The 14,936-nt window shown below is 66.1% G+C and carries 10 protein-coding genes and 1 tRNA gene; 1 reads left to right on the top strand and 10 read right to left on the bottom strand.

The window, feature by feature from the left end; all coding sequences use genetic code 11:
* Positions 1-92 precede the first annotated feature (92 nt).
* The 10 genes from PV721_RS20840 to PV721_RS20795 all read right to left on the bottom strand — a co-directional run bounded on the left by PV721_RS20840 (position 93) and on the right by PV721_RS20795 (position 13,448).
* Positions 93-3,992 (bottom strand): DNA-directed RNA polymerase subunit beta', encoded by a 3,900-nt coding sequence (locus PV721_RS20840; protein ID WP_319726621.1) that lies wholly within the window; start codon positions 3,990-3,992, stop codon positions 93-95.
* A 97-nt stretch (positions 3,993-4,089) separates the two neighbouring features.
* The gene (rpoB, locus tag PV721_RS20835; RefSeq protein ID WP_319726620.1) at positions 4,090-7,572 is read right to left on the bottom strand and encodes a DNA-directed RNA polymerase subunit beta; all 3,483 of its coding nucleotides are present in this window, start codon (positions 7,570-7,572) and stop codon (positions 4,090-4,092) included.
* Positions 7,573-8,159: 587 nt separating this feature from the next.
* The gene (gene rplL / locus PV721_RS20830) at positions 8,160-8,543 is read right to left on the bottom strand and encodes a 50S ribosomal protein L7/L12 (RefSeq protein WP_052876420.1); all 384 of its coding nucleotides are present in this window, start codon (positions 8,541-8,543) and stop codon (positions 8,160-8,162) included.
* 110 nt (positions 8,544-8,653) lie between these two features.
* The gene (rplJ, locus tag PV721_RS20825; RefSeq protein ID WP_030710304.1) at positions 8,654-9,184 is read right to left on the bottom strand and encodes a 50S ribosomal protein L10; all 531 of its coding nucleotides are present in this window, start codon (positions 9,182-9,184) and stop codon (positions 8,654-8,656) included.
* A 264-nt stretch (positions 9,185-9,448) separates the two neighbouring features.
* Complete coding sequence (locus tag PV721_RS20820; protein WP_319726616.1) at positions 9,449-10,375, bottom strand: hypothetical protein; 927 nt, start codon at positions 10,373-10,375, stop codon at positions 9,449-9,451.
* A gap of 179 nt (positions 10,376-10,554) precedes the next feature.
* Positions 10,555-11,283: a 50S ribosomal protein L1 gene (rplA, locus tag PV721_RS20815; RefSeq protein WP_030710300.1), complete on the bottom strand. Its 729-nt coding sequence runs from the start codon at positions 11,281-11,283 to the stop codon at positions 10,555-10,557.
* 88 nt (positions 11,284-11,371) lie between these two features.
* Entirely contained in the window at positions 11,372-11,806 is a 435-nt protein-coding gene (gene rplK / locus PV721_RS20810) for a 50S ribosomal protein L11 (RefSeq protein WP_030710298.1), read from the bottom strand.
* A gap of 164 nt (positions 11,807-11,970) precedes the next feature.
* The gene (gene nusG, locus PV721_RS20805; RefSeq protein WP_319726609.1) at positions 11,971-12,903 is read right to left on the bottom strand and encodes a transcription termination/antitermination protein NusG; all 933 of its coding nucleotides are present in this window, start codon (positions 12,901-12,903) and stop codon (positions 11,971-11,973) included.
* Positions 12,904-12,987: 84 nt separating this feature from the next.
* Positions 12,988-13,269: a preprotein translocase subunit SecE gene (gene secE, locus PV721_RS20800; protein WP_030825982.1), complete on the bottom strand. Its 282-nt coding sequence runs from the start codon at positions 13,267-13,269 to the stop codon at positions 12,988-12,990.
* A 106-nt stretch (positions 13,270-13,375) separates the two neighbouring features.
* Positions 13,376-13,448 (bottom strand) — tRNA-Trp (locus PV721_RS20795).
* 237 nt (positions 13,449-13,685) lie between these two features.
* Between PV721_RS20795 and PV721_RS20790 the strand changes: the two genes are divergently transcribed.
* Entirely contained in the window at positions 13,686-14,912 is a 1,227-nt protein-coding gene (locus PV721_RS20790) for a pyridoxal phosphate-dependent aminotransferase (protein ID WP_319726603.1), read from the top strand.
* Positions 14,913-14,936: the final 24 nt, after the last annotated feature.

The following is a 14,936-nucleotide window of genomic DNA, read 5'->3' as shown; positions in this document are numbered from 1 at the left end:
ACGACTACGGCCCGTACAACGGCTAAGAGCTCGTAAGAAGAAACCCCCCGCCGCTCCTCTCGGAGCGACGGGGGGTTTCTTCTTACGAGCTCTTAGCCGTTGTACGGGCCGTAGTCGTAGTCCTCCAGCGGGACGGCCTGGCCGGAGCCGGTGCCGAAGGGCGAGTAGTCGATGTCGTCGTAACCGACGGCCGAGTACATCGCTGCCTTGGCTTCCTCGGTGGGCTCCACCCGGATGTTGCGGTAGCGGGCGAGGCCCGTACCGGCCGGGATGAGCTTACCGATGATGACGTTCTCCTTGAGGCCGATGAGGCTGTCGGACTTGGCGTTGATCGCCGCATCCGTCAGGACTCGGGTCGTCTCCTGGAAGGAGGCGGCCGACAGCCAGGATTCCGTCGCCAGCGAGGCCTTGGTGATACCCATCAGCTGCGGACGGCCGGAGGCGGGGTGACCGCCCTCGGTGACCACACGACGGTTCTCGGTCTCGAACTTCGACCGCTCGACCAGCTCGCCCGGCAGGAGCTCCGCGTCGCCGGACTCGATGATCGTCACGCGGCGCAGCATCTGCCGGATGATGATCTCGATGTGCTTGTCGTGGATCGACACGCCCTGCGAGTTGTAGACCTTCTGGACTTCGCCGACCAGGTGGACCTGGACGGCACGCTGGCCGAGGATGCGCAGCACGTCGTGCGGGTTGGTGGCACCCATGGTGAGCTTCTGGCCCACCTCGACGTGGTCGCCCTCGTGCACGATGACCTTGGCGCGCTTCGAGATCGGGAACGCCGTCTCGTCGCTGCCGTCGTCGGGCGTGATGACGATCTTCTTCGTCTTCTCGGTCTCCTCGATCCGCACGCGGCCGGCGGCCTCGGAGATCGGGGCGACACCCTTCGGGGTACGGGCCTCGAAGAGCTCGACGACACGCGGCAGACCCTGCGTGATGTCGTCACCGGCCACACCACCGGTGTGGAAGGTACGCATCGTCAGCTGGGTACCGGGCTCACCGATGGACTGGGCGGCGATGATGCCGACCGCCTCACCGATGTCGACCAGCTTGCCGGTGGCGAGCGAGCGTCCGTAGCAGAAGGCACAGGTGCCGACCGCGGACTCACAGGTCAGGACCGAGCGGGTCTTGACCTCCTCGACGCCGTTGGCGACCAGGGCGTCGATGAGCACGTCACCGAGGTCGACGTTGGCCGGCGCGATGACCTTGCCGTCGATGACGACGTCCTCGGCCAGCATGCGGGCGTAGATCGAGGTCTCGACGTCGTCGGCCTTGCGCAGCACGCCGTCCTCGCCGCGAACGGCGATCTTCAGCTTCAGACCACGCTCGGTGCCGCAGTCCTCCTCGCGGATGATCACGTCCTGCGAGACGTCCACCAGACGACGGGTCAGGTAACCCGAGTCGGCGGTACGCAGGGCGGTGTCCGCCAGACCCTTACGGGCACCGTGCGTGGAGATGAAGTACTCCAGAACGGTGAGGCCCTCACGGAAGGACGCCTTGATCGGACGCGGGATGGTCTCGTTCTTCGCGTTCGACACCAGACCACGCATACCGGCGATCTGTCGCATCTGCATCATGTTTCCTCGGGCACCCGAGTCAACCATCATGAAGATGGGGTTCGTCTTGGGGAAGTTCGCGTTCATCGCCTCGGCAACCTCGTTGGTCGCCTTGGTCCAGATCGCGATGAGCTCCTGCGTGCGCTCGTCCTTGGTGATCAGACCGCGCTCGTACTGCTTCTGGACCTTCTCGTCCATCGCCTCGTAGCCCGCGACGATGGCCTTCTTGGCCTCGGGCACGACGACGTCGGAGATGGCCACGGTGACGCCCGAACGGGTCGCCCAGTGGAAGCCGGCCGCCTTCAGGTTGTCGAGCGTCGCCGCCACGATGACCTTGGGGTAGCGCTCCGCCAGGTCGTTGACGATCTCGGAGAGCTGCTTCTTGCCCACCGAGTAGTCGACGAACGGGTAGTCCTCGGGCAGCAGCTCGTTGAAGAGCGCGCGGCCCAGGGTGGTGCGCAGACGGAAGCTGTCGCCCGGCTGGAACTCCTGCTCGCCCTCTTCGGCGACCGGCGCCACCCAGCCGCGCGGCGGGATGGTGCCCACCGGGAAGCGGATGTCGACGGACGACTGGAGAGCCAGCTCACCGTTGTCGAACGCCATGGTCGCCTCGGCCGTGGAGCCGAACGCGCGGCCCTCGCCCTTGGTGTCACGGAGCTCACCGTCGGTGGTCAGGAAGAACAGACCGAGGACCATGTCCTGCGTCGGCATCGTGACCGGACGGCCGTCGGCCGGCTTGAGGATGTTGTTCGAGGACAGCATCAGGATGCGGGCCTCGGCCTGCGCCTCTGCCGAAAGCGGCAGGTGCACGGCCATCTGGTCACCGTCGAAGTCCGCGTTGAACGCGGTGCAGACGAGCGGGTGGATCTGGATGGCCTTGCCTTCGACCAGCTGGGGCTCGAAGGCCTGGATGCCGAGGCGGTGCAGCGTGGGCGCACGGTTCAGCAGGACCGGGTGCTCGGCGATGACCTCTTCGAGGACGTCGTAGACGACCGTGCGGCCGCGCTCGACCATCCGCTTGGCGCTCTTGATGTTCTGCGCGTGGTTCAGGTCGACCAGGCGCTTCATCACGAACGGCTTGAAGAGCTCCAGCGCCATGGCCTTGGGCAGACCACACTGGTGCAGCTTCAGCTGCGGACCGACGACGATCACGGAACGCGCGGAGTAGTCCACGCGCTTGCCGAGGAGGTTCTGACGGAATCGACCCTGCTTGCCCTTCAGCATGTCGCTGAGGGACTTCAGGGGACGGTTGCCGGGACCGGTCACCGGACGACCACGACGACCGTTGTCGAAGAGGGCGTCCACGGCCTCCTGAAGCATGCGCTTCTCGTTGTTCACGATGATCTCGGGGGCACCGAGGTCGAGGAGACGCTTCAGACGGTTGTTGCGGTTGATCACGCGGCGGTACAGGTCGTTCAGGTCGGAGGTCGCGAAGCGGCCACCGTCCAGCTGCACCATCGGACGCAGGTCCGGCGGGATCACCGGCACGCAGTCCAGAACCATGCCCTTGGGCTTGTTGCTGGTCTGCAGGAACGCGGAGACGACCTTGAGGCGCTTGAGCGCACGGGTCTTCTTCTGGCCCTTGCCGGTACGGATGATCTCGCGGAGGCGCTCGGCCTCCTCCTCGAGGTCGAAGGACTCCAGGCGCTTCTGCAGCGCGGCGGCGCCCATGCAGCCGTCGAAGTACGTGCCGAAGCGGTCACGCAGCTCGCGGTAGAGCAGCTCGTCGCCCTCGAGGTCCTGGACCTTGAGGTTCTTGAAGCGGGCCCACACCTCGTCGAGGCGGTCGATCTCGCGCTGGGCGCGGTCACGGAGCTGCTTCATCTCGCGCTCGGCACCTTCGCGCACCTTGCGGCGTACGTCGGCCTTCGCGCCCTCGGCCTCGAGCTCGCCCAGGTCGGTCTCGAGCTTCTTGGCACGGCCTTCGAGGTCCGCGTCACGGCGGTTCTCGATCTGCTGGCGCTCGACGGAGACGTGCGCCTCCAGCGACGGGAGGTCGCGGGTGCGACGCTCGTCGTCGACGAACGTGATCATGTACGCGGCGAAGTAGATGACCTTCTCGAGGTCCTTCGGCGCGAGGTCCAGCAGGTATCCGAGGCGCGACGGGACGCCCTTGAAGTACCAGATGTGGGTGACGGGAGCGGCAAGCTCGATGTGGCCCATCCGCTCGCGGCGCACCTTGGCGCGCGTGACCTCGACGCCACAACGCTCACAGATGATGCCCTTGAAGCGGACACGCTTGTACTTGCCGCAGTAGCACTCCCAGTCCCGGGTAGGACCGAAGATCTTCTCGCAGAAGAGTCCGTCCTTCTCGGGCTTGAGGGTGCGGTAGTTGATGGTCTCCGGCTTCTTGACCTCGCCGTGCGACCAGGTTCGGATGTCGTCCGCGGTGGCAAGGCCGATCCGCAGCTCGTCGAAGAAGTTGACGTCGAGCACTGTGCGTCAATCCCTCTTTCGGGGTCGAGTCTCAATCATGGTCTGAACGGTCCCGGGGATGACGGGGGGCTCTTGAGCGAGCCCCCCGTCAGGCCCGTCAGACCTCTTCGACGCTGCTCGGCTCACGCCGGGACAGGTCGATACCGAGCTCCTCCGCCGCGCGGAAGACGTCCTCGTCGGTGTCGCGCATCTCGATGGACATGCCGTCCGAGGACAGCACCTCCACGTTGAGGCAGAGCGACTGCATTTCCTTGATGAGCACCTTGAAGGACTCGGGAATGCCCGGCTCGGGGATGTTCTCGCCCTTGACGATGGCCTCGTAGACCTTCACGCGGCCGGTGACGTCGTCGGACTTGATGGTCAGCAGCTCCTGGAGGGCGTAAGCGGCGCCATAAGCCTCGAGCGCCCACACCTCCATCTCACCGAAGCGCTGGCCACCGAACTGCGCCTTACCACCCAGCGGCTGCTGCGTGATCATCGAGTACGGACCGGTCGACCGAGCGTGGAGCTTGTCGTCGACCAGGTGGTGGAGCTTGAGGATGTACATGTACCCGATCGAGATCGGATCCGGGAACGGCTCGCCGGAGCGGCCGTCGAACAGACGCGCCTTGCCGGAGGGGAGGACCAGACGGTCCCCGTCGCGGTTCGGGATGGTGTGCTCGAAGAGGCCGGCGAGCTCGTCCTCACGGGCACCGTCGAACACGGGGGTGGCGACGTTGGTACCGGGCGCGACCTTGTCGGCACCGATGACCTTCAGACGCTCGGCCCAGTCCTCGGCCAGGCCGGAGACGTCCCAGCCGCGGCTGGCGAGCCAGCCGAGGTGGATCTCCAGGACCTGTCCCGGGTTCATTCGGGACGGGACACCCAGCGGGTTGAGGATGATGTCGACCGGCGTGCCGTCTTCCAGGAAGGGCATGTCCTCGATCGGAAGGATCTTGGAAATGACACCCTTGTTGCCGTGGCGGCCGGCGAGCTTGTCACCGTCGGTGATCTTGCGCTTCTGGGCGACGTAGACGCGGACCAGCTGGTTCACGCCCGGAGGAAGCTCGTCGCCCTCCTCTCGGTCGAAGACGCGGACACCGATGACCTTGCCGATCTCACCGTGAGGGACCTTGAGCGAGGTGTCACGCACCTCGCGGGCCTTCTCACCGAAGATCGCGCGGAGCAGGCGCTCCTCCGGGGTCAGCTCGGTCTCGCCCTTGGGCGTGACCTTGCCGACCAGGATGTCGCCGGCGACGACGTCCGCACCGATGCGGATGATGCCGCGCTCGTCGAGGTCCGCGAGGACCTCCTCGGAGACGTTCGGGATGTCCCGGGTGATCTCCTCGGGGCCGAGCTTGGTGTCACGGGCGTCGACCTCGTGCTCCTCGATGTGGATCGAGGAGAGGACGTCGTCCTGCACGAGGCGCTGCGACAGGATGATCGCGTCCTCGTAGTTGTGACCTTCCCACGGCATGAACGCGACGAGCAGGTTCTTGCCGAGGGCCATCTCGCCCTCTTCGGTCGCCGGTCCGTCGGCGAGGACCTGGGACTCGATGATCCGGTCGCCCTCGTTGACGATGACCTTCTGGTTGACCGAGGTGCCCTGGTTCGAGCGGGAGAACTTGGCGACGCGGTACGTGGTGTACGTGCCGTCGTCGTTGGCGACGGTGATGTAGTCGGCCGAGACCTCCTGGACCACACCGTCCTTCTCCGCACGGATCGAGTCACCGGCGTCGACCGCACAGCGGTACTCCATGCCGGTGCCGACGAGCGGGGCCTCCGCCTTGATGAGCGGAACGGCCTGGCGCATCATGTTCGCGCCCATGAGGGCACGGTTGGCGTCGTCGTGCTCCAGGAAGGGGATCATCGCGGTCGCGACGGACACCATCTGGCGCGGGGAGACGTCCATGTAGTCGACGTCGTCGCCGGCGATGTAGTCGATCTCGCCGCCACGACGGCGCACCAGCACGCGGTTCTCGGTGAAGCGCATGTCCTCGGACAGGCCGGCGTTGGCCTGGGCGATGACGAAGCGGTCTTCCTCGTCGGCCGTCAGGTAGTCGACCTCGTCGGTGACGACGCCGTCGATGACCTTGCGGTACGGGGTCTCCACGAAGCCGAACGCGTTGACGCGGCCGTAGGAGGCGAGCGAGCCGATCAGACCGATGTTCGGGCCTTCAGGGGTCTCGATCGGGCACATGCGGCCGTAGTGCGACGGGTGAACGTCACGGACCTCGAAGCCGGCCCGCTCACGGGACAGACCGCCGGGGCCCAGCGCCGACAGGCGGCGCTTGTGGGTCAGGCCCGAGAGCGGGTTGTTCTGGTCCATGAACTGCGACAGCTGGCTGGTGCCGAAGAACTCCTTGATGGAGGCGACGACCGGCCGGATGTTGATCAGGGTCTGCGGCGTGATCGCCTCGACGTCCTGGGTCGTCATGCGCTCGCGGACGACGCGCTCCATACGAGCCAGACCCGTGCGGACCTGGTTCTGGATGAGCTCGCCGACGTTGCGCAGACGACGGTTGCCGAAGTGGTCGATGTCATCGGTCTCGACCACGATCGAACGGCCGGACTCGCCGGTCGTCTCGGTCTCGCCGGCGTGCAGCTTGACCAGGTACTTGATCGTCGCGATGACGTCGTCGGTGGTGAGCACACCGGCGTCGAGCGGCTCGTCGGCGCCGAGCTTCTTGTTCACCTTGTAGCGGCCGACCTTGGCGAGGTCGTAGCGCTTCGGGTTGAAGTAGAGGTTCTCGAGCAGCGTCTGAGCGGCCTCGCGGGTCGGCGGCTCGCCCGGGCGCAGCTTGCGGTAGATGTCGAGCAGCGCGTCGTCCTGACCCTGGGTGTGGTCCTTCTCCAGGGTGGCGCGCATGGACTCGTACTCGCCGAACTCCTCGAGGATCTGCTCGGTGGTCCAGCCGAGAGCCTTCAGGAGGACGGTGACGGACTGCTTGCGCTTGCGGTCGATGCGTACACCGACCATGTCGCGCTTGTCGATCTCCATCTCCAGCCAGGCACCCCGGGACGGGATGATCTTGGCGGAGAAGATGTCCTTGTCGGACGTCTTGTCGATGGAGGAGTCGAAGTAGACACCAGGGGAGCGGACAAGCTGCGACACGACGACACGCTCGGTGCCGTTGATGACGAAGGTGCCCTTGTTGGTCATGAGCGGGAAGTCGCCCATGAAGACCGTCTGAGACTTGATCTCTCCGGTCTCGTTGTTCGTGAACTCGGCCGTGACGAACAGCGGAGCCGCGTACGTGAAGTCGCGCTCCTTGCACTCGTCGACAGAGTTCTTCGCCGGCTCGAAACGGTGGTCGCGGAAGGTCAGCGACATCGACCCGGAGAAGTCCTCGATCGGCGAGATCTCCTCGAAGATCTCTTCCAGACCGGACTTGGTGGGGACGTCCTGTCCACTCTCAAGCGCCGACTCGACGCGAGACTTCCAGGCAGCATTGCCGAGAAGCCAGTCAAAGCTCTCGGTCTGCAGCGCCAGGAGGTTCGGAACCTCGAGGGGCTCCTTGATCTTTGCAAAGGAGATGCGCAGCGGGGCGGTGCTGGCACCGTTGTTCGTATTGGTCGAGGCGTTGCGCGAGGCGGCCAAGAGGGGGTCCTTCCGAGGGCTCGGACTCACTACGCGCGTACCGGTCCCAGCAGACACAGAAGACAAGCCCCCCAAATCCAGCTGAAAAGCCGGGTCAGGGCGGATCAATCAAGTGTGCTCAAGCGTGGGCATGTCCCTGGCGACGGGCAGGGGACAGCTAACAGGCAGCGCAAAGGGTCAGTGTAGCCACTTGGCTCACTGATGTCCAGACCGCGTTTCCGGAAACCGGCAACAGGCCTTCCCCAACTCGTTCAACCAACGCAGTGCTCGTCCGACCCTGCGTACAACACGTGCGGCTCTCGTACACAGAGCGCGTATCAGTACTGCCCTCTTCGTAGTCGATCCATGCCTCAGATCTCGGATCGAGGCGATCGACCTCTCGACGGGTCTGAGAATTGCGCGCCGCGTCCCGTTCGTCAAGGCCCCCTGCTCCGAGCGGATCATCTTCGGACCCTGCTTCGAAGCAACGATGATCACCCTACTCCCCAACGAGACCAGGGCAAGTCAGGCACTGCGGGTACGCCGAAGGGCGACCACCCTTACGGGTGATCGCCCTCGGTCGGGGCCTCAGAGAGGCCCCAGAGGTGTTACTTGACCTCGACAGCCGCGCCGGCAGCCTTGAGGGACTCGGCGGCCTTGTCAGCGGCCTCCTTGGCGACCTTCTCGAGGACCGGCTTCGGGGCGCCGTCCACGAGGTCCTTGGCCTCCTTCAGACCCAGGGAGGTCAGCTCGCGCACGACCTTGATGACCTGGATCTTCTTGTCGCCCGCACCGGTGAGGATGACGTCGAACTCGTCCTGCTCCTCGGCGGCCTCGGGGGCAGCGCCACCCTGGGCGGGGCCGGCAACGGCGACGGCCGCGGCGGCGGTGACGTCGAACTTCTCCTCGAAGGCCTTCACGAACTCGGAGAGCTCGATGAGGGTCATCTCCTCGAACTGGGCGAGGAGGTCGTCCTGAGAGAGCTTCGCCATGATGGGCGATCCTTCCACTAATTCGGCAGGTGCCGGATGTATATAGAGGCGGGCGTAACGGCCCGCTACGACCCACGCACTAGGCGGCGTGGATCAGTGCGCGAGCCGAATTACTCGGCACCGCCCTGCTCGGCGAGCTTGACGCGAAGCGCTTCCGCGGTGCGGACGAACTTCGACGGCAGCGCCTGGAAGAGCGAGGCAGCCTGAGACTGCTTGCCCTTGAACGCGCCGGCCAGCTTGCTGAGCAGAACCTCGCGGGACTCGAGGTCCGCAAGCTTCTTGATCTCATCGGCGGTGAGCGCCTTACCATCAAGGACACCCGCCTTGATGATGAGATTCGGGTTGTCCTTGGCGAAGTCACGCAGGCTCTTCGCCGACTCCACCGGGTCACCGGTGATGAAGGCGACCGCGGTCGGACCAGCGAAGTGCTCGTCCAGCGCGGTGATCCCGGCCTGGTTGGCCGCAATCTTGGTCAGCGTGTTCTTCACCACGGCGTACTGGGCGTTCTCACCGAGCGAACGACGCAGCGTCTTGAGCTGCGCGACGGTGAGACCCCGGTACTCGGTCAGCACGGCGGCGTTCGAGCTCTGGAACTGGTCCGTGAGCTCGGCTACCGCGGCAGCCTTGTCGGGCCTTGCCATAGAGCGTCGGCCTCCTTCCGGGTGATGAGGACCGCTCAGAAGGGGCTGAACAAAACGAAACGCCCCGGCGCAAGCGCACGGGGCTTAAGCTCGACCGGATCTCTCCGGGAGCTTTTCCACGAACACCTGCGCAGGACGTCCGCACTCAGCGGATCCTTCGGCCGCCGTACCCTTGCGGACACGGCAACGACCAGCGGTCTTTGGCTTCTCCGGAAGAGTACGTGAAGGCGTCCAGTCGAGGCAAATCGCCTCAGGCCCGCCGTCTCAGGAGCCGCCGAGACCGCCCAGTCCGGCGTCCCGCAGCGTCTTGTCGGCTTCCTTCAGGTCGTCGTCGGCGTCCTTCAGCTTCTGGTCGGTCTCCGCGAGGGACTCGTCGACCCCCTTCAGGACGTTCTCGAAGGCGATGACCTGGTCGGCCGGCGGCGCCTGGACGGCCGGGGCGCTCCCGTATCCGGAGAACTTCGCCGTGGTCTTCGAGGTGCCCTTGCCGTCCGTGCTCGCGCTGTCGACGCGGACGGGGTAGCCGTCCTTGCCGATCCACAGGTCGACCTCGAAGGTCTTGACGTGCTTCACGGCCTCGCGCAGGTACTGGCGGTTCTTCTCGTCCATGACCTTGGTGGACTCGTCCGCCTTGAGCAGGTCCTCGTTGGTGAAGCTGCCCTTGTAGTGGTGCGCGTCGATCCCGTCGGTCTTCTCGGCGCCGACGTGCTTGAGCTTCTCCTGGCCCAGCAGCATCGCGAGGTACTCGGCCGGGTCCTCGTTCAGGCGGATCCCCGGCTTCCCGTCCTTGGCCAGGTTCATCCTCATCCAGGGCTTGCCCGCCACGGGCTTGTCCGTCCGGGTGTAGACGATGTCCCCCATCATGATCGACCGGGTCTCGGGTTCCTCGCCCTTCAGCATCACGTCGTGGCTGGCCGGGTACCAGCCCTTGGTACCCGACTGGCCGCTGGTCTTGCCGTCCGGCCCGACCGTGGACAGTTCCGCCTTGGCGAACTTGGCGGCCACCGTCTTCAGGTACGACGCCTTCACCGCCTCCACGGGAGAGTGCGCCTTCGCGTCGCCCCCGTGGCCCCCCTCGGCCTTGCCGCCGCCCGCGTCGGCCTGCGCGCCGCCGCAGGCCGTGAGGCCGCCCACGAGCAGTGCGGTACCCGCCATCGCGATACCGGCCCGGGTCCGGACAGCCTGGTGCATCTTGTTCTCCCCCATGATCGATCGTCGAATTCAAGGCGACCCTACGTTCCCCCTCGGCGGGATCTCGCCTCGATTCGGCCCGTGACGACCCGCCTGTGGCCCGAAACACGGAAACGGGCCCCTCGCCGCCCTGTGAAGGGGGCGAGGGGCCCGTTCAGCCACTCGGCGAGCCGTCAGGCTCAGACAGCAGCCGGGTCTTCCTCGACGAGGAGGTTCCGGGTGCGGTTCGAGTCCAGCTGGATGCCGGGACCCATCGTGGTGCTCAGGGCGGCCTTCTTGATGTAGCGGCCCTTCGCGGCGGACGGCTTCAGACGAAGGATCTCGTCCAGGGCCGCGCCGTAGTTCTCGACCAGCTGCTCATCGGAGAAGGAGACCTTGCCGATGATGAAGTGCAGGTTCGAGTGCTTGTCGACGCGGAACTCGATCTTGCCACCCTTGATCTCGGTGACAGCCTTCGCGACGTCCATCGTGACGGTGCCGGTCTTCGGGTTCGGCATGAGGCCACGGGGACCGAGCACGCGGCCGAGGCGGCCGACCTTGCCCATGAGGTCCGGGGTGGCCACAACGGCGTCGAACTCGTTCAGGCGGTTGCCCTTGGCGATCTCGTTGATCAGCTCGTCGTCGCCGACAATGTCGGCGCCGGCGGCTTCCGCGGCCGCAGCACGGTCACCGGTCGCGAAGACCAGGACCCGGGCGGTCTTGCCGGTGCCGTGCGGGAGGTTCACGGTGCCACGCACCATCTGGTCGGCCTTGCGCGGGTCGACACCCAGGCGGAAGGCGACCTCGACGGTGCTGTCGAACTTGGTCGCGGAGGTCTCCTTGGCGAGACGGACGGCCTCGAGCGGGGCGTACAGCTTCTCCCGGTCGACCTTGGCGTCCGCAGCGCGGAGAGTCTTGCTGCGCTTCACTTCTGCTCCTGTGTTTTTTCTTCAGGCGTGGAGTCGTGGTGCGGACCAGCGCTTGGTCCTACCACTGGTGGTGCTGGAGGGGGCTGGATCAGCCTTCGACGGTGATGCCCATCGAGCGCGCGGTGCCGGAAATGATCTTCACGGCGGCGTCGATGTCGTTGGCGTTCAGGTCGGGCATCTTCAGCTCGGCGATCTCCTTGACCTGGGCGGCCGTGAGCTTGGCGACCTTGGTCTTGTGGGGCTCGCCGGAGCCCTTCTCCACGCCCGCGTGCTTCAGGATGAGGCGCGCGGCCGGCGGAGTCTTGGTGATGAAGGTGAAGGAACGGTCGTCGTAGACCGTGATCTCCACCGGCACGACCATGCCACGCTGCGACTCGGTCGCGGCGTTGTAGGCCTTGCAGAACTCCATGATGTTGACGCCGTGCTGACCGAGCGCGGGGCCGACCGGCGGAGCCGGGTTGGCCGCACCGGCCTTGATCTGGAGCTTGATGAGCCCCGTGATCTTCTTCTTCTTGGGAGGCATTGCTCTCTCCGGGTCCTAGTGAGAGTTTTTCGCCGCCAACCGGTCATCCGGATGGAGGCATACCGCACCACGATAACGGGTATCGGTGCGGGGCTAAAAACCGAGCAGGTCAGACCGCCCTCAACGGGGCGATCTGACCTGTCCGGAAGCGTGGTCTCAGAAGATCAGTTCTTCTGGATCTGGTCGAAGCTGAGCTCGACCGGGGTCTCGCGACCGAAGATCTCGACGAGGCCCTTGACCTTCTTCGAGTCCGGGTTGATCTCGTTGATCGTCGCCTGCAGCGTCGCGAACGGGCCGTCGGTGACGGTGACCGAGTCGCCGACCTCGAAGTCCAGGACCTCGATGGTGCGCTTGACGGCGGGCGCCGGCAGACCGGCGGCCTCCGCGGCGGCCTTGTCGGCCTTCTCCTTGGCCTCCGGCGCGAGCATCTTGACGATCTCGTCCAGGGTCAGCGGGTACGGGTCGTACGCGTTGCCGACGAAGCCGGTGACGCCAGGCGTGTTGCGGACGACGCCCCAGGACTCGTTCGTCAGATCCATGCGGACGAGAACGTAACCGGGCAGCTTGTTCTGCCGGACGTTCTTGCGCTCGCCGTTCTTGATCTGGACGATCTCTTCCTCGGGCACCTCGGCCTGGTAGATGAACTCCTCGACGTTCAGCGAGACGGCGCGCTGCTCGAGGTTGGCCTTCACGCGCTTCTCGTAGCCGGCGTAGGTGTGGATCACGTACCACTCGCCGGGAAGCAGGCGGAGCTCGTCGCGCAGGGCCTGGACGGGGTCGACGGGCTCGGCGGGCTCGACCGGGACGGCCTCTTCGGCCTCCTCACCGTCGGCCTCGGCCTCAACCGCGACGTCGGCCTCGACGTCCGTCTCGGCGTCGTCGGCAGCCTCTTCGAACTCGGCGTCGTCCTCGATCTCGGCGTCGGCCGCGATCTCGTCCTCGACGTGCAGCGCGGCCTCTTCGGCGGCGACACCCGCCTTGGCGTCGGCGTGCTCGGCCTCATCGGGGTCCACAGCGTCTGCCGCCTCGACGATGTCGAGCTCGTCCTCGACGGACTCGACGGAGTCGTGGCTCGCGTTCAGGTTCGGGTCAGACACGGTGGCTGCTTCTTCCTGGATACAAAAGGTGGTGGAACATGCGAAAACGGGCGGCACCCATCAAGGCGCCGCCCTCCGCGGGGATCAGCCGAAGACGAACTTGATGGCTTCCTGGAACCCATAGTCAATCACGGTCACCAGACCGATCATGATGACGACGAAGACAATCACCACGGTGGTGTACGTCGTGAGCTGATTGCGAGTGGGCCAGACAACCTTGCGGAGTTCCGCGACGATCTGGCGGTAGAAAAGCGCGAGCCGGCCCAGAGGACCCTTCTTGCCGCGCTTGCCGCCCTTGCGGGCCTTCTTCTCGCGCGTCTCGTCCTCGGCGTCAGGCATGTCGATGGAGCCCAGGGCGTCCGTCACGTCTCTCACCTGAATCCGGGTCGTGGCCGTACCGCGCCCGGTTGCGCCGCACGGCGTTGCATCTAAGTACGTACCTGCGCACACACATCCGAGAAGGAGTGTGGAGCAGGGCCGGAGGGACTCGAACCCCCAACCGCTGGTTTTGGAGACCAGTGCTCTACCAATTGAGCTACGACCCTTTGCGTCCCCCAACCTACCGCATCCGAGCGAGTGCACGGAGTGCTCACGCTCTGCAGCGGCTGGCGAGGTCCAACGACAGGTGAGTGTACGTGAACCGGGCCCTGACGTCGAACAGAACCCGGGCTGACATGCTCCGGTCGTCAGGCGGAGGGTGTCCGTCCCCTCTACGGTGCGGTTCCGGTCCGATGACTGAAACGTTGTGCGGCGCTTCTTTGCCGTCTGGGACGATTGCTCGCATGACCTCTGCAACGCCTTCCTCCGAGCGCCGGGTGTCCGCCCGTATCGGCGCCATTTCCGAGTCCGCCACCCTCGCCGTCGACGCCAAGGCCAAGGCCCTCAAGGCCGCCGGGCGCCCGGTGATCGGCTTCGGCGCCGGCGAGCCCGACTTCCCGACCCCGGACTACATCGTCGAGGCCGCGGTCGAGGCCTGCCGCAACCCCAAGTACCACCGCTACACGCCGGCCGGCGGCCTGCCCGAGCTGAAGGCCGCGATCGCCGCCAAGACCCTCCGCGACTCCGGCTACGAGGTCGACGCGTCGCAGGTCCTGGTGACCAACGGCGGCAAGCAGGCGATCTACGAGGCCTTCGCGGCCATCCTGGACCCGGGTGACGAGGTCATCGTCCCGGCTCCGTACTGGACGACCTACCCGGAGTCCATCCGTCTCGCCGGCGGTGTCCCGGTCGAGGTCGTCGCCGACGAGACCACCGGCTACCGGGTCTCCGTCGAGCAGCTGGAGGCCGCGCGCACCGAGCGCACCAAGGTCGTCCTCTTCGTCTCCCCGTCCAACCCGACGGGCTCGGTCTACAGCGAGGCCGACGCCCGCGCGATCGGCGAGTGGGCCGCCGAGAAGGGCCTGTGGGTCCTGACCGACGAGATCTACGAGCACCTCGTCTACGGCGACGCGAAGTTCACCTCGCTGCCCGTCCTGGTCCCGGCCCTGCGCGACAAGTGCATCATCGTCAACGGCGTCGCCAAGACCTACGCGATGACCGGCTGGCGCGTGGGCTGGGTCATCGCCCCGCAGGACGTCATCAAGGCGGCGACCAACCTGCAGTCGCACGCCACCTCCAACGTCTCCAACGTGGCCCAGGTCGCCGCGCTGGCCGCCGTCTCGGGCAACCTCGACGCGGTCGCGGAGATGCGCAAGGCCTTCGACCGCCGCCGCCAGACGATGGTGAAGATGCTCAACGAGATCGACGGCGTCTTCTGCCCCACGCCCGAGGGCGCGTTCTACGCGTACCCGTCGGTCAAGGAACTCATCGGCAAGGAGATCCGCGGCAAGCGCCCTCAGAGCTCCGTCGAGCTCGCCGCCCTGATCCTGGACGAGGTCGAGGTCGCGGTCGTCCCCGGCGAGGCCTTCGGCACCCCGGGCTACCTGCGCCTGTCCTACGCCCTGGGCGACGAGGACCTGGTGGAGGGCGTCTCCCGCATCCAGAAGCTCCTGGCCGAGGCCAAGGCCTAAAGCCGGCCGGCAGCCAGACCTGAG

This window comes from Streptomyces sp. MB09-01, from assembly GCF_033794505.1.
In the GTDB taxonomy this organism is placed as follows: domain Bacteria; phylum Actinomycetota; class Actinomycetes; order Streptomycetales; family Streptomycetaceae; genus Streptomyces.
This window is presented reverse-complemented; position numbering and strand designations above follow the sequence as displayed.

What these genes read in the sequence shown, in the direction of transcription:
- rplL (WP_052876420.1), bottom strand. Translation starts at nt 8,543, where the DNA reads ATGGCGAAGCTCTCTCAGGACGACCTCCTCGCCCAGTTCGAGGAGATG.
- PV721_RS20790 (WP_319726603.1), top strand. Translation starts at nt 13,686, where the DNA reads ATGACCTCTGCAACGCCTTCCTCCGAGCGCCGGGTGTCCGCCCGTATC.
- PV721_RS20820 (WP_319726616.1), bottom strand. Translation starts at nt 10,375, where the DNA reads ATGCACCAGGCTGTCCGGACCCGGGCCGGTATCGCGATGGCGGGTACC.
- rplJ (WP_030710304.1), bottom strand. Translation starts at nt 9,184, where the DNA reads ATGGCAAGGCCCGACAAGGCTGCCGCGGTAGCCGAGCTCACGGACCAG.
- rplK (WP_030710298.1), bottom strand. Translation starts at nt 11,806, where the DNA reads ATGCCTCCCAAGAAGAAGAAGATCACGGGGCTCATCAAGCTCCAGATC.